A 16089-nucleotide genomic window follows, 5' to 3' on the forward strand; every position below is an offset into this window, starting at 1 on the left:
TGTGATCATTGCCATAATAGAGCCATTATTACGGTAATTGCCGTTTGACTTGGTATTTAGCTTTTCAGGACGAAAAATGGCCACCTTTTTACATGATTTAATTGAAGAGACAGCAACTGAAAATCCAGACTCCGTTGCTTTGCATCACAAAGAGAAACAAATTAGTTATCGAAGTTTAGCCAGTGATATACAGAATATCGCTAGCAGCTTTCAATCTATTGGATTGAGTAGATATGATCGTGTAGGAATTTACTTGCCCAAAACGATAGAAGCAGTTGCCAGTTTATTTGCGTGCGGTAAGTTTGGTGGTGTTTTTATTCCAATTAACCCTGTATTAAAAGCTCCACAAGTAAATCATATTGTTAATGATTGTGATATCAAAGTAATCGTTACCAATAAAGGGAGACTAACCGCTCTACTGGCCATATTAGCTGAAATGCCAAGTTTAACGCATATAGTCTTAGTTGATGGTAAAGAGACTGATGAACAAACCGTCGGTAATGTTTCAATGATGGCTTGGCAATCATTTTCCACATTACCTCAAATTGAACAAGGTAATTTAGTTGCTCAAACGGCCGACGATATGGCCGCAATTCTTTATACTTCTGGTAGTACAGGAAAACCTAAAGGGGTTGTATTATCACATAGCAACATGGTTGAAGGTGCAAAATCTGTTGCCACCTACTTAGAAAATACTAAAGACGATATTCTCTTGGCCGTGCTCCCATTAAGTTTTGATTACGGCTTAAGCCAGTTAACTACTAGTTTTTATGTCGGCGCCTCCTGTGTTTTACTTGATTATTTATTACCAAAAGATGTGCTTACCACAATTGATAAATACAAAGTTACGGGGCTAGCAGCCGTACCTCCGTTATATTCTCAACTTTGCAATTTAAAATGGCCTGAAGGTGCTGGCTCTTCCATTCGATACTTTACCAATAGTGGTGGTGCACTGACCCAGACTAATTTAACGACATTAAGAACACGGTTACCAAATGCTAAGCCTTATTTGATGTATGGGCTTACTGAAGCTTTTCGTTCAACCTACCTCCCACCAGAAGAAATAGATAACCGAGTAGGCTCAATGGGCAAGGCAATTCCTAATGCCGAAGTAATTGTTGTGCGAAAAGATGGGACTGAGTGCGATGTAGAAGAGCCTGGAGAGCTAGTTCACATGGGGCCTTTGGTCAGTCTAGGTTATTGGAATGCACCTGAAAAAACTGCGGCAAGGTTTAAACCCGCACCGAATAAACCTACTGGCATTATGTTAAGTGAAATGGCTGTATGGTCAGGTGATAAGGTTAAACGCGATAAAGATGGCTTCTTATATTTTGTCGCTCGTGCTGATGAAATGATAAAAACGTCCGGTTATCGCATAAGCCCAATGGAAGTTGAAGAAGTACTTTATCAACATGAATCAGTTGCTGAAGGTGCAATTATCGGTGTTCCACACCCTGAATTAGGACAAGCAATAGTGGCATTTGTCCTTTCTAACGACGACTTAGAAGCGAAACAGGTCAGTAAAATGATTACTCAGCATTGTCAAAAAGCCCTTGCCAACTACATGGTGCCAAAACAAATAATCGTACTTGATGAAATGCCTCACAATGCGAATGGAAAAATAGATCGCGCCGCATTAAATCGCGACTATAAAGGATTGTATACCGATGAATAAACCCAAAATTACTCATGACTCACCTCCGCCGTTTGAACAGCGTGACAATGAATATACTGTTGGTGGTTCAACTCTCACAGAAATTGAAATGTTAGTAGGCAGAACACCCTTTTATGCCTATGACCGTAAGCTATTAGAAAACAAGGTTTCTGCGCTAAAAGAAGCGCTGCCGGATAAAATTTCATTACACTATGCAATTAAGGCTAACCCTTACCCTAGCTTAGTAAACTTTATGAAGCCATTAGTAAAAGGCTTCGACGTTGCTTCAAAAAAAGAAATGTTACTAGCCATTCAGTCTGGTATGCCTGCAAATGAAATTAGTTTTGCTGGGCCAGGAAAAACTGAAGACGATATACGTGCATCAATTATTGCTGGTATCACACTACATACTGAATCGCCCACAGAAATTAGTCGATCGATAACGCTAGGCAAAGAACTTAATATCAAACCCAACATTGCGATTAGAGTAAACCCTGCTTTCGAATTAAAAGCATCAGGAATGAAAATGGCTGGAGGAGCCAAGCCATTTGGTATCGATCAGGAACTTTTGCCTGAACTATTAAAAAGCTTAGATTATAAAGCAATTAATTTTAGAGGCTTTCATATTTTCGCAGGCTCTCAAAACCTCAATATTGATGCGATTATCGAAATGCATCAAAAGACTTTTGCCTTAGCTAATGAACTGGTAGAAATGACGCCAGTGTCAATCGACTATATCAATATAGGTGGCGGTCTTGGTATACCTTATTTTCCAGGTGAAAAACGTTTAGATTTGACCGAGATATCAAACAATTTAACACAACTTATTAGTGATTTTTCTCTATTAAAAGATATAGAAATTATTATGGAGCTTGGTCGTTACCTTGTAGGTGAAGCAGGTATCTATGTTAGTAAAGTTGTTGATATTAAAGAATCAAGAGATACAAAATATGCGGTATGTGATGGTGGGCTTCATCATCATTTAGCGAATTCTGGCAACTTTGGTCAAGTTATTCGTAAAAATTATCCTGTTGCCGTTGGCAATAAGCTTAATTGCACTATGCCCAATGAAAAGGTCAATGTAGTCGGTCCGCTTTGTACTCCTTTGGATATACTGGCAGATAAAGTTGAGTTACCTCCCATTGAGATCAATGACTATATAGTAGTTTTCCAATCAGGAGCTTATGGTGCTAGCGCTAGTCCACAAAACTTTTTAAGCCAACCTAGCTTAAGTGAAATTTTACTCTAATATCATCAAGTTAATAAGCTGTAAAATTTTCAGACAAATAGTGTTAAATAGGTGAAAAATCAAAATAACTTGTTATAGTTAATAGATAATAACAGCTTTAAAGCGAAGTAATTCGCTAATTTAGGTTGAATGGATACCACATGACTGCTTATTCAATTGCCAGCAATTTTGACCAATATTTTCAAATCAAATTTGCCAGCTCTAAAGCACTGAGACAAGAAGCGTTCAAAATTCGCTACGGTGTATATGCTGAGGAACTTGGCTGGGAGCCTGAAAATGCAGATAAAATGGAATCTGATGAATGTGATGATTACGCCTTTCATTGCTTATTAGAACACCGAAGAACCGGTGTATTTGCTGGTTGTGTAAGATTAGTTATTCCACCAGCAGAGAACCCAGAACTTCCTCTACCTTTTGAAGCCCACTGCTTAGATAGCGCTATGCCAGAAGTTGTAGACTCTACAAAATTTGAACGGGGAAGTTTTGGTGAAATTTCACGTTTAGCAGTACTGTCGACATTTAGGCGTCGTGAAAAAGAAAAAAACCAGCCATTCGTTTTAAAAGAGATTAATCCAGAAACCGTATATACCGAGGAAGAACGTCGCAACTTCCCAAATATAGCAATGGGTTTATATTTAGCGGCCGTTGCATTGGCAGAAATATGTAATCATAAAGGCATGTTTGTAATGATGGAGCCTAGATTATGTCGAAGGCTTACAAGATTTGGCTTACCTTTTGTTCAATGTGGTGAAAAAATGGATTATCACGGTATACGTGCCATGTTTTATCTGGATAGAGCTGGTTTTAATTCCGATCTAAACCCTGAGCTTTTAGAGCTATATAACATTATTCATAAAGAACTTACTAACCAGCTGTACTTAGTACCCTTTTCTAACCCTAAAGACAAATAAACTGGACAGATATCTCATGAGCCAAGCTTTTGATTATGACGTTGCTTATTCGCGTAATATCGGCTGGGTAACAGAAGAAGAACAACAAACCCTTAAATCTAAACGCATTGCAATAGCAGGAATGGGGGGCGTAGGTGGCGAACACTTACTGACATTAATACGCCTTGGCATAACAAAATTCAATTTATCTGATTTTGATGAGTTTGGTTGTGAAAATACCAATAGGCAAGCGGGTGCCAATATTCATACGTATGACCGTAAAAAACTCGATACTATGGTCGAAATGGCGCTATCAATAAACCCAGAGCTCGAAATTAATACATTCCCCGATGGCATAGATGAAAATAATACTGCAGAATTTTTAAAGGATGTTGATTGCTACGTTGATTCTCTTGATTTTTTTGCACTAGAGGCCAGAAAAAGAGTATTTAGTTTGTGTGAAGCTAAAAGAATCCCTGCGACTACCGCTGCACCAATCGGCATGGGAACCGCCTTTTTAAACTTTCTTCCTGATGGAATGACATTTGAAGAATACTTTAGGTTTGAAGGGTATTCTGAGAATGAACAATATTTGAAGTTTTTCTTAGGCCTTACTCCTGCCGCATTACAACAAGCTTACTTAGTCGATCCTTCTCGTCTGGATTTAGCCAATAAAAAAGGACCATCTACAATTATTGGCTGTAAACTTGCCGCGGGGGTTGCTGCATCAAATGTTGCAAAAATCTTATTAAATCGCGGTCAGGTGATCACTATCCCTTGGGGTATGCACTTTGATGCCTATACTAATCAATTCAAGAAGACCTGGCGACCTGGTGGTGGTAATAATTTTTTTCAAAAACTGGCATTTAAAATCGCTAAAAATAAGATGGGAATATAATCGTGTTAACTCAACAGCAACAAGCGGAAATTGTTCAAGCTGCCATTTTTGCTCCTTCTGCTGACAACAGCCAACCTTTTAAGTTTAATTGGCAATCCGACAACGAACTATCACTTTATATAGATAAAACCCGTTCCGGAAAAGCTTCTGATAACCGTTTTGTATTATCTGATATTGCACTTGGTGCAATAATAGAAAATACCTGCCTTAAAGCCGCAGCGTTAAATTTTAGTGCTGAAGTTGATTATTTACCAAATACTTCAAATGAATATCATGTTGCCGATATCTCTTTTAGTCCTGCAGATAATATAGACTCCACTGATAAATCATTAGCTACTGTAATTGAGTCAAGGTGCACGGATCGAAGATTTCCGTTTAAAGGACCAATAGCGCCAGAAGCTATTGATAAACTTAACCAATCAACACAAGCATATTCTGCTGGCATAAAGTGGTTCACTGATAAAAACTCGATTAAGCAAGTATTACCTGTTATTCAAAAAGCAGAATCTGTACGATTTAAAAGTGAGACATTGCATCAAGAGCTTTTTTCTACTGTTCATTTTGATAATCCAAGTGTCGAAGAAGGCATGCCTATTGAAGTGCTTGCAATTGAAAAGCCAGCACAACCAATGTTCAAACTGATGAAGAAATGGTCAGTGATGAACTTTTTTAATAAGATAGGCGCCTATGCAATGTTAGGCATTCGCTCGGTACGTATACCCATTTTATTTTCTCCAGCTTTAGCGCTTATAACGATAAAAGATAACGACAGAATTAGCGTGATTGAAGGTGGTAGAGCACTTCAGCGATTTTGGTTACAAGCCACCCTCGAAAACTTATCTATTCAGCCGTATGCTGCACCCGGCATATTTTCGTTAGGTTTTATTAACTGTGAGTCACAATTTAAAAAAAACTTACAGCATGTTTCTTCGTTAATGAAGGAACAAGTTGAAAATGGTTATGGCTTAATGTTTTTTAGAATAGGTAAACATTCCAAAGTACATAACAGGACCCATAGAAGACCTATGGAAAGCTTTAAGCTTTAATTAGGTAGCTCCATCGGCCTATATGAATAAGAAATAAAGTGTCGTAGATCTTTACAGTTTACTGTTTACGAAATATCAACGCTGAGGACAACCGCAAAATACCCTTTAAAAACAACAATATAAAAAATATAAATTTTTTGGCACGTGATCTGCTTATAGTTAACCAGCATATTAAAGAAACGAATTGTTTTACTTTGGAGAGTTAAAATGAATATTAAAAAAGGATTAATGATTGGCTTAGCTGCATTGGGTTTCTCAATGTCTGCAAATGCCGTTAATGTTGGTGGTGTAGTTTGGGATCCAGATAGTCTTTTCGATTGGACATCTGTTACAAGCTTGGTAGAAGATCAATTGAATTTGACTCCTGGTCCAGATTTTGTAGACACGCTTACAGGTTTTGGTCGTGTAACTACATTTAATGGTGAAAGCCCTGCAAGTTTTTGCCCGTCTGGCTGTGAGTTAACTTTTGAATTTGGTGGTTTCCAAGTAGATACAACTAATATCATCAACGATGTATCAGGAACTCATCTTGGTTTCAACGGCGGTTGGATTGACTTTTATGTTGACCACAGCGCTGATTTTGATTCAAATGATCATTCTTCTAGTGTAGATGGTAACCTTTGGTTACGTTTAGAAGCACACGAAGTATTTAACGCGTTCATGGGTGATACTTATTCAATTGTTGCTGAATTAACTTCATTTGGTGCAGGTTCAGATGCTGGTGAAGGTAAATCGTTAATGGATGTAGCGGGTGGCTTGGCTGCTGGTAACTTCGATACTGACGGAAAAGCTGATGGTGCTGACATGGTATTTACTTCAGAGTTTCAACCACTTCCTAACGGTGGAACTACTGCTGACGGTTACGAGCTTGTAGGTTCAGCAACATTATCTGGTAATTCAATACCAGAACCAACGTCAATTGCATTAATTGGACTTGGTTTACTTGGTTTTGCAGCTCGCCGCCGCAAAGCATAAAAGTAATATTGTTAATGATCTAAAAACAGCTCCTTCTGGAGCTGTTTTTTTATATAAAAATTATTTCACTCAGAATCAGTTATAACATTTACTTTTCGATATTCATTACACTTTAGACAACAAAAAGCTACTTTCACCCTTGAAATAAGCTTTAAACACACAAGTTACTATTTATTTAATAATATCCCGCTTATAAAATTGTCACCAAAATAAAAACATATTCTTTAGATTCGACAATTAAGTATGAGGACAGCTAATATACTGCCCTGAATAAAGCTATTACTGTTACAAGTTTGACTTTATTTTATTATAAGTATCGTCTAATCGTTTATCATGAGGATTAATCTCAATAGCTTTCTCTGCATACTTCAAAGCTTCTTGATATTGCTTATTCAAATAAAGTTGCCAAGCTAAATTATTCAAGATAACCGCATTATTAGGAACCTCATCGACTAACGCTCTATATACTTCAATGGCCATATTAGTATCAAAACGGCCGTACAATTCAGCCAGTAATACTTTTATCGCATTATCTTTATTCTCAGACAAATATGTTTCAAGCAGTTCTGCCGCCTCCATCTGCTTTCCTTGTCCATTTAAAGCCCTAGCTAAAGATAAAGTATTACGTCTACTTGGACTACTCTTATAGGCTTCATAGTAATATTCCGTTGCAGTATCATAATTTTTAGCATTAAAAGCGTAATATCCATTTAAAGAACTTACAAAATGATGTTTTATTTTATCTTTATTCAATTCTATTAAATACTCTTTAGCTTTATCATAATTCTTAGCCAAAAACTCTGTATGAGCCTGCAGTATTCTCAGTCGAACAGATTCTGAAAAATATGTCAGTGCATTAGCTGTTTTATCAGCCGCCTTTTGATATTTTTTTTCTAATTCATACGTGCCTATCTCTCTTAGCATCAAAACATAATCGTTATTATAAATAGACAACCCCTGTTGATATTTAAACCTTGCTTCAGATATTTTTGCCAGCTCCATATAACAATCACCCAATAGAATAAAATACATCGGCACAACTTTATTTTGCACGCTTATTTGCTCTTCTAGTAGCTTTATCGCTTTCTCGACATCACCATTGGATTTATATGCAGTTGATAAAGCGAGGGTCGTATAACTTGGGTAGTTATGATCTTTTACTAATGACTCTAACTTATCTATTGCTTTTTCTATCACCTGATTTTCGTCATGTAAATTAACAAATAAAGTCAAGGCATTCTTATGATTAGGATAATTTGTCAATGCTATCTGCAAATATTCAACCGCTTTGTCTATTTGCTTATTTTTAGCAGCATAAACAGCTAAATTATATAAGGCAGCAACGTTTTCACTATCCAACAAAATTATTTGCTCAAACACTTCTTTTGCTTGGTCATGCATCTTCTGTTTTGAATAGTAAATCCCTTGCAATAACAAGCCTGCTACTTTTGAATATTCTGAAGCGATACGTCTGTCTGCTATTTCTTTAGTTTTCTCATCCTTGTCCTGCGCCAAATATTCCAGTGCTAAAGCTGTTTCGACATTTTCTAATGAATCATCTAGCTCTAATGCCCCTTCTAGTGCAGCAATGCCATTATCATCACCTTCTTTTATTAGCAACAAGCCTTTCCTTGCCTTTATCGAAGCATTTTTAGGAGCAAGCGCTTCTGCTTTTTCTAATATGCTTAGTGCAGAAGGTACGTTACCCGAAGCTATCAATTCACTACTAGCTATTTGTAAAAAATCTTCTGCACCATCGCCCGATAGCTCACTTAAAGTAGCAACCGCTTCATCAGTGTATCCTAGCTCTAACTTAACTACTGCTAGTACTCTCTTGACCGAGTGGTTATTACTAATATGCTGTTCGAGGGGGCGCAGATGAGCATATGCTTGCTCAATATCTTTTAATTGGTACGCACTTAACCCTGCTACCATTTTGGCTAACAAAAATTGACTACCGGCTTGAGCCGCCTTTTCACCTGACAATTTTGCTTCTGCATAATTGCCTTTTTGATATTCAATTTGCGCTTTATATTGATGGGCAAGCGGAGCATCTTTCAACTTACTTAACAACCAATCAACGTGCTTCTCAGCTTCTTCATAATTATTTGCTTTGAGAAGGCTGTTAATTTGAAAATATTTAACGTATACGGCTCTTGGCTTGTTCTTTACATATTGCTCAAAGATATTAGCGGCATTTTGATACTGTTCTAATCCATACAATAAATTACCTTTAAGTAATAACGCTTCGTCATTCTCTGTCGATGAGGCCAACACTTCCTCAACAATTCCCAATGCCTTTTCATAATCACTTTTAGTTTGCGCTAAATAAGCTTTAGCTAACTGACCGTAAATAGCGCCTTCATTAAGTGAAATCGCTTGGCTAAAATAATCTTGGCCCTGCGCTATTTCAGCACTTTGAATAGAAGCAACACCTGCATAAACAAGTAATAACAAATACTCTTCGTCTGATGCACCCGGGCTGTTATCTAGCAAACTAAACACTTCATCAAACTTAGCTAATTTAAGTTTAACGAAGCTCAATTCATCAGATAAGTTTTCTGTAGCACCAAGCTCTATTGCTTTCTCTATTTCTTTTTCTGCCGCAAGGTAGTGTGCTTGTTCAATATAAGCCGCACCTAAAAGGGTTCTTATTTCTGGATTTCTAGGCGTTTGCAACACGGCATTTTTAAGCTCAATCACAGCTGTGTCTATCTGTTCATCTGCTAATAGTTGTTTAGCAGATGAAATATATTGCTCCGGCGTTTTTGTTTCACTACACCCTGTCACACCAAGCGCAATAGCTACTGCCGATGCAATAATTGTATACTTGTTCATGTTAAATCCTTCTATGAAGCTAATTCTTTTTCTAGAGCTATACGACGTTGCTCTTGGTTTTTATTTGGGTTCTTTATCGCACCAAGCACTTGCGAAGCTTTATTTTTTCTTTTGTTGACTATAAGTATCTCTACATAATTTAATGCTATATCCACGTCAACACCATTTGATAATTCGTAGGCCTTTGCAGCTTGCGTTAATGCCATACGATTATCACCTGCTTTCAATAATATTTTGCCATAAGTATCAACAACGTTTGGGATTTCCGGCGCTAATTCAATGGCTCTTTCCGCAAATCTTTTAGCCTTAACTAATTCACCCTTTTCCATATTTAGCCAGGCCGCATTATTAAGCGCGACAACATTATCAGGCTGCTGCTTAGTCATTGATTCATACACGTTGAGTGCATTCGGTCCATCACTAGCTTCAAGATATAGTGTGCCCAATAGTGAAGCTACTTGTGGATGATAAGATTGCTGCCTCAAATGCTGGTTTAAAAGTGTGATCGATTCAGGTTTACTATCGTCACCAATTAGTGCCGATGAAAGTAATAAGACATTTCGTACAGTCGGTTGATTTCTATAGACAGGCGCTAGCTCTTTTCGCGCGATTTTGAAATCTTTATTAAGTAACGCTAAACGCCCTTTTAAACCTGACTTTGTATAACCATCTGCTACTCGTTGCTCAATTTCAGACCAGAGAATATTTGCCGCCGATACGTCTTGTTTATTCAGCAATACTTCTGTTTTAACTAACTTTAACGTTAAGTTATTTTTATGCTTTGTTATTCCTTCATCTATTACTCTAATGGCATTGTCATAGTCTTTTTTAGCGACATAAACTTCTGCCAAATAAATAATCGGTTCAATATGATAAGGATTAATATCTCGCCAACCTTTTAGTGTTTTTTGTACGAGGTTTAAATTGTTATTAAATCTATTTCCTGCAACTTTTAGCTGCCAGTAAAACTTTGGCGTATCAATGGTAGGCTCAATATCAGATATGCTATTAAGAGCTTCATCTACTTTCTTAAGTCGCATTAACGCTTCAGCATAAATAAGTTTAAGCGAGATATTTTTAGGAGAATGTTTAATTTTTTCTCGCAATTCATTTAATGCAGTTTCGGTTTCATCCAATTGAATATCAGCTCGTAGCACTCGAACATTATTTGGTTCAATTACCTTAGCTTGTTTTATTAAGTCTTTTACCTGTGCCTTATCTCCTACTTCTTGAGCAAGCTGTGCTAACATCATAAGCGCATAAACATTTTTCTCTTTCGAATTGCTCTGCTCTAATAATTTTTTAGCAACTAACTTCTTGTCTTGTTTTATAGCTATCGCGGCTGCTAAATTGTAGCCATCTGGCTTATCAGGGTTATTTTTTTGCCACTTATGTGCGATAGCATCAGCTTTAGGAAAGTTTCCTGCATTGACTGCTGTGTATGCAATGGCCAATTCGGCTTGCGCAAGTTGAGGGTCAAGTTCGACGGCCTTTTCCAAACTATTTAAAGCGCCCTCATCATTGAGCATCAATTTAAGCATGCCATCTTTAAGTAACTGTGGTGCCGACTGTTCATCAACATCTACAGTATCAAGAACTTTCTTAGCTTCTTCTAAAGCACCAGCTTTTAATAGCTTGTAACTTAAGGTCGAGTAAAACTCTTTATTTCCCGAAGCGTCACCTTCTATATTACCTAGGGTATTAGTTACATCTTCGATAATGCCAAGCTCTATTTGGCTAACAACAAGCATTTTCCGAGCAAAATGCTCGGCAGGCAAATAATTCAATAACGGTTGTATGTAGTTAAGTACTTGCTCATGCTTCTTCAAATAGAATGCACTAACACCTGCGACAAGTTTAAGGTTTGGTTGATTGAATTTATTATTCAAAGCAAGTTCAGCATGACGATGTGCAAGTTCATAATCCGCATTTTGCACACGCACCATGGCCTTAACATAGTTGGCTAACGGCTGATTAGGGATGAGTTTAAGGATGTTATCGGCATGTTTTTCCGCCTGCTCGAGCTCTCCGCCTTTAAGCAACACATTTGCAAGCAGCAATTCTGAAGTACGCTGCATATGCTGCAATGCTAGGTACTTACGATAATTGTCTGCGGCAGCAATGTAGTCTTCATTGATACTAGCGATATTAGCTAGTAGGAGTATAGCTTCAGGTTGGCTCGGGATCTTTGACAATGCTTCTTCTGCTAGTTGCTTTGCCAAATCAACATCTTGATTTGATAACTGAAAAAAAGCATCAGCTAATAATGTATAGCCATTATTCTCTGCAGCTTGTTTCATCGTTAATAACAATTTAAGCGCTTCATCTTTTTTGGACTGCTGCACTAACACCAACGCTTTATATAATTGCGAGGAAAGTAAGCTATTAGCCTGTAAGCCTTCTTCACTAATATCTAATACGGCATCATATTCTTCTGCTAGATAATGCGCTCTGGAAAGCAATGGCCGAACTTTCTCAGGCAAGTACTTACTTCTATCGGCAATTGAAAGCTCTTTAATAGCACTAAGCGCATTGCCTTGCGACAGGTATATTTCTCCTAGAAGAAATCGTGCTTCGGCATTACTCGGCTCAACCTGTATAGCATTTTTTAACGCAATCACTGAGCTTTGAATATTTTGTTCTGCTAACGCCGACTTGGCTTGTGAAATGTAAGTTTGTGCTGACTCTTGTTGACTACATGCCGATATAGCTGTCACTAGGGTCAGTACAATTAACTGCTGCTTAGTACTTTTTATCATCATTATATTTCCATGTACTTTAATAAAATAAAGCTCATCAATGATGAGCTTTATTTTTTAACCGCGTGTATTTAACAATGGTGAATTCACCTTAATATTCTTATAACAAGTATGGTCTGTGACTAGTATCAAGGCATCTGCCCACTCATCAAGCTCTTCGAGTGTTTCTACTTTTTGGCAACCCCAAGAAGGCACAAATGGATCATGGTACCTAATCGTAGCGCCTGCTTGTTCAAAATGCTGTAAAATTGGCTGTGCTGGGGTTTCACGACAGTCATCGACATCCGCTTTATAAGCAACGCCCAAAATGCCTATTTTTTTATTACCCGTTTGTAACATATCCAGTGCTTTTTGGGCTACAATTGCAGGGCGGGCATCATTTATTTTCCGCGCCATCCTGACAAACTCACCAGCTTGTGTATTTTCCACTAAGAACCAAGGGTCAATTGGAATACAATGCCCACCAACACCTGGACCAGGTGTTAATACGTTCACTCTAGGGTGGCGATTAGCAAGTCGAATAACCTCATAAACATCTATATCAAGTTCTTCACATACTTGAGCCAATTCATTAGCAAAGGCAATACCAACATCACGCGAGGTATTTTCTACCAGCTTAACGCATTCCGCAGTGGTTAAATCAGTTAAGAAGACCTCACCATTTACAAAGCTTTGATAAATAGTTTTAACTTTCTGCTGAGCTTCACTACTGGCCGCACCAATAATGCGATCATTGTTAACAAGCTCATGTAATGTTTGTCCCGGTATTGCACGCTCTGGACAATGCACTACATCAATATTCAACCCTGCACGCTTAAAGCGGTCAGCAACAGCTAGACTAGTTTGAGGTGAAATAGTCGACTCTACAATAACCGTTTGACCATCTTTTGCTACGCTAGCGATAGCATCCGCTGCACTGAATACGTACGAACGATCGCAACTATTATTTTTATGTGGGGTCGGAACTGCAACCAAATAGGTGTCACTTAAAGGAATTGATGTTGCCGCTTTCAAAAAGCCTTGAGAAACAACTTTATTTAGTAGCTCTGGCATACCGACTTCATCAAAAGGACATTCTGCCTTGTTAATCGCAGTTACTTTTTCTTCATTTAAATCAATGCCCGTAACGTGATAACCAGCTTCAGCGAGTAAACAAGCAATTGGTAGGCCCATATAACCCATACCAACTACAGCTATGGTCTCATTTTTAGCAATAATATCTTCAGCTTCAACTGGCTCGCTACCCAGACAAATATCAACAATTCGTTCAGCAACATGACCATCGCCAAACGGGTTTTCCCAACTAAAGTTGCCCGCGCTTAACCATTTCTCAGCAGCACTTAATGCTTTATCCGCATCTCGACCTACTAATACATTTGCACCAACTTCTATTGACTCAGGACGCTCGGTATTCTCCCGCAAGGTAATACAAGGAACCCCTAACAAGCAGGCCTCTTCTTGAATACCACCAGAATCAGTGAGAATTAATTGGGCATTCTTTTGTAATTGAATAAAGTCTAAGTAGCCAATTGGTGGGCTTAGTTTTAAATAGCTTGGAACTTCAAGGTTAAACTCTTCGAGTTTAGCTTTGGTTCGAGGATGAATAGGCCAAACAATAGGTTGAGAATATTTATCGTGTAACTTATCGAATAATCCGAGTAATTCCACTAAATGCGCAGGAATATCAACATTTGATGCCCGGTGTGCGGTCACTAGAAAATAACTGTTAGCTTTGACATCAAGCTCTTGAAGAATCTGACTTTTGTCAGCAGCAATTTCTAAGTGTTGGAAAAGCGAATCTGAAACTGTATTGCCAACAACATGAACCTTATCGTGTTCAATCCCTTCACTTTTAAGAATTTTTTCTTGATTTGGGCCAACTGCAAACAAAAAGTCACTCATGTGATCAGTCAAAATACGGTTTGTCTCTTCTGGCATCATGCGATCGTAACTACGCAACCCAGCCTCAATGTGACCGACCTTAATATTCAATTTTGAAGCAGCAAGTGCACCAGCCAATACCGTATTCGTATCACCTTGCACTAACACGATATCTGGCTTTTCCTCTACCAGAATCGGCTCCATTTTTATCAAAATATTGCCTGTTTGGTTGCTATGCAATCCAGAACCCACCCCTAAATTATAGTGCGGCTTAGGAAGCTCTAGCTCATTGAAAAAAATGCTGTCCATTTCTTCAGAATAATGTTGATTGGAATGAATGATAAAGTAGGGAATGCCGCGATTTTCACATTCACGCATAACGGGTGCCATTTTAATAATTTCAGGACGCGTTCCAACGATAATCCCAATTTTCATTTAAATTTCCTTTAATTCTCTTTGCAATACTGCAAAGCTTCTTTTTTTATAAATAGATATTGTTTTATTGTACCGAGGCTTCAACAGAACTTCATCACCTAGCGAGCAATAAATCCAGTACTTCTCGCGTTTTCTCTTTCATCAAGGCGATATCTTGCCTAGATTCAACATTCAGTCTGACAACAGGTTCAGTATTACTAGAGCGTAAATTGAAACGCCAATTATCAAACTCCATGCTAATACCATCGGTTTCATCGACATCGACAGCATTAGGTAAATAATGTTCTTGTACTCTCGCTATCGCCTGTTTAGGGTTCTCAATCCGATTATTAATTTCACCGGATGATGGGTACAAATGAATTCGATTAGCGACTAATTCCGAAAGCGTTTTCTGTTTGATACAAAGTAGCTCAGTCACTAATAACCATGGGATCATGCCACTATCACAGTAGAAAAAATCCCTAAAGTAATGGTGGGCACTCATTTCGCCACCATAAACGGCATTTTCAAGTCGCATTCGTTCTTTGATAAATGCATGGCCAGTTTTACTTTGAATTGGCGAGCCACCAGCTTGATTAACAATATCAATGGTATTCCAAGTTAGTCGTGGGTCGTGAATAATGCACTCGTTAGCGCTTTTCGCTAGGAAGTTTTCAGCTAACAAACCAACAATGTAATATCCTTCTATAAAGTTACCTTGCTCGTCAAATAAGAAACAGCGGTCAAAATCGCCGTCCCAAGCAATCCCCATATCCGCTTGATTGGCAATTACCGCGTCACGGGTTGCACTTCGGTTTTCTGGCAATAGAGGGTTTGGAATACCATTTGGAAAAGTACCGTCTGGCTGGTGATGAACTTTAATGAACTCAACTGGTACGTTATTTTTCTTAAAGGCCTGCTCTATAACATCAATTGCAGGACCCGCCGCACCATTACCTGCATTAACCACTAACTTCATTGGTTTGATATTGTCGACATTAATGTAAGACATTAAATGTGTTGTATATGAATCGCTAATATCACATTGGCTTAATTTGCCTTTATGCAATACAGGGCCAAATCTATTTTCCTCGGCTAGTCGCTTAATATCGAGTAAGCCGCTGTCACCACTAATTGGCTTGGAGCCTTTAGTAACTAGCTTCATACCGTTGTAATCAATCGGATTGTGACTTGCGGTTACGCAAATTCCGCCATCGCATTCAAGTTCACTTGTAGCAAAATAAATATGCTCAGTGCCGCAAAGGCCTATATCAATTACGTCACTACCGCCATCCATTAAACCATTAGCCAAGGCTGACTTGAGCGTTTCACTAGTTAAGCGAATATCTCCACCCACGACGACTTTTTGAGGAGATAAATATTCAGCAAATGCTCTACCAATTCGATAGGCAACGTTTTCATTAAGCTCTTCTTCAAGCTTGCCACGAATATCATAAGCTTTGAAACAGGCTAATTTATCCATAG

The 16089-nt window shown here is 38.2% G+C and carries 10 protein-coding genes; 6 read left to right on the plus strand and 4 right to left on the minus strand.

The features are described 5' to 3' along the window. The first annotated feature begins 76 nt into the window (after positions 1–76). The 6 genes from HII17_RS03070 (at position 77) to HII17_RS03095 (ending at position 6712) form a co-directional block, all read left to right on the plus strand. Positions 77–1675, plus strand: a complete 1599-nt coding sequence (locus HII17_RS03070; RefSeq protein ID WP_169073832.1) for an acyl-CoA ligase (AMP-forming), exosortase A system-associated — start codon at positions 77–79, stop codon at positions 1673–1675. Further along, positions 1668–2903, plus strand: a complete 1236-nt coding sequence (locus tag HII17_RS03075) for a pyridoxal-dependent decarboxylase, exosortase A system-associated (protein ID WP_169073833.1) — start codon at positions 1668–1670, stop codon at positions 2901–2903. The genes HII17_RS03070 and HII17_RS03075 overlap by 8 nt, the downstream gene beginning before the upstream one ends. Positions 2904–3043: 140 nt before the next feature. Further along, positions 3044–3814, plus strand: a complete 771-nt coding sequence (locus tag HII17_RS03080) for a PEP-CTERM/exosortase system-associated acyltransferase (RefSeq protein WP_169073834.1) — start codon at positions 3044–3046, stop codon at positions 3812–3814. Between the two features lie 16 nt (positions 3815–3830). Then, positions 3831–4691, plus strand: coding sequence for a ThiF family adenylyltransferase (locus HII17_RS03085; RefSeq protein WP_169073835.1), 861 nt, complete (start codon positions 3831–3833; stop codon positions 4689–4691). A 2-nt stretch (positions 4692–4693) separates the two neighbouring features. Next, positions 4694–5737, plus strand: coding sequence for a nitroreductase family protein (locus tag HII17_RS03090; protein WP_169073836.1), 1044 nt, complete (start codon positions 4694–4696; stop codon positions 5735–5737). A 207-nt stretch (positions 5738–5944) separates the two neighbouring features. Further along, positions 5945–6712, plus strand: a complete 768-nt coding sequence (locus HII17_RS03095; RefSeq protein WP_169073837.1) for a PEP-CTERM sorting domain-containing protein — start codon at positions 5945–5947, stop codon at positions 6710–6712. Between the two features lie 285 nt (positions 6713–6997). Here HII17_RS03095 and prsT (HII17_RS03100) read toward each other — a convergent pair whose 3' ends face one another. The 4 genes from prsT (HII17_RS03100) to HII17_RS03115 all read right to left on the minus strand — a co-directional run bounded on the left by prsT (HII17_RS03100) (position 6998) and on the right by HII17_RS03115 (position 16087). Next, positions 6998–9550: an XrtA/PEP-CTERM system TPR-repeat protein PrsT gene (gene prsT, locus HII17_RS03100; protein ID WP_169073838.1), complete on the minus strand. Its 2553-nt coding sequence runs from the start codon at positions 9548–9550 to the stop codon at positions 6998–7000. Positions 9551–9561: 11 nt separating this feature from the next. Further along, positions 9562–12312 carry an XrtA/PEP-CTERM system TPR-repeat protein PrsT gene (prsT, locus tag HII17_RS03105; RefSeq protein ID WP_169073839.1) on the minus strand — a complete coding sequence of 917 codons (2751 nt, stop codon included), beginning with the start codon at positions 12310–12312 and terminating at the stop codon, positions 9562–9564. A 54-nt stretch (positions 12313–12366) separates the two neighbouring features. Further along, complete coding sequence (gene wecB, locus HII17_RS03110) at positions 12367–14625, minus strand: non-hydrolyzing UDP-N-acetylglucosamine 2-epimerase (protein ID WP_169073840.1); 2259 nt, start codon at positions 14623–14625, stop codon at positions 12367–12369. Between the two features lie 94 nt (positions 14626–14719). Then, positions 14720–16087 (minus strand): phosphohexomutase domain-containing protein, encoded by a 1368-nt coding sequence (locus HII17_RS03115; protein ID WP_169073841.1) that lies wholly within the window; start codon positions 16085–16087, stop codon positions 14720–14722. Positions 16088–16089 lie beyond the last annotated feature (2 nt).

It is taken from the genome of Thalassotalea algicola (assembly GCF_012932965.1).
In the GTDB taxonomy this organism is placed as follows: Bacteria; Pseudomonadota; Gammaproteobacteria; order Enterobacterales; family Alteromonadaceae; genus Thalassotalea_F; species Thalassotalea_F algicola.

Coding starts and splice junctions, on each gene's coding strand:
- HII17_RS03070 (WP_169073832.1), top strand. CDS start 77: ATGGCCACCTTTTTACATGATTTAATTGAAGAGACAGCAACTGAAAAT.
- HII17_RS03075 (WP_169073833.1), top strand. CDS start 1,668: ATGAATAAACCCAAAATTACTCATGACTCACCTCCGCCGTTTGAACAG.
- HII17_RS03080 (WP_169073834.1), top strand. CDS start 3,044: ATGACTGCTTATTCAATTGCCAGCAATTTTGACCAATATTTTCAAATC.
- HII17_RS03085 (WP_169073835.1), top strand. CDS start 3,831: ATGAGCCAAGCTTTTGATTATGACGTTGCTTATTCGCGTAATATCGGC.
- HII17_RS03095 (WP_169073837.1), top strand. CDS start 5,945: ATGAATATTAAAAAAGGATTAATGATTGGCTTAGCTGCATTGGGTTTC.
- prsT (WP_169073838.1), bottom strand. CDS start 9,550: ATGAACAAGTATACAATTATTGCATCGGCAGTAGCTATTGCGCTTGGT.
- prsT (WP_169073839.1), bottom strand. CDS start 12,312: ATGATGATAAAAAGTACTAAGCAGCAGTTAATTGTACTGACCCTAGTG.
- wecB (WP_169073840.1), bottom strand. CDS start 14,625: ATGAAAATTGGGATTATCGTTGGAACGCGTCCTGAAATTATTAAAATG.
- HII17_RS03115 (WP_169073841.1), bottom strand. CDS start 16,087: ATGGATAAATTAGCCTGTTTCAAAGCTTATGATATTCGTGGCAAGCTT.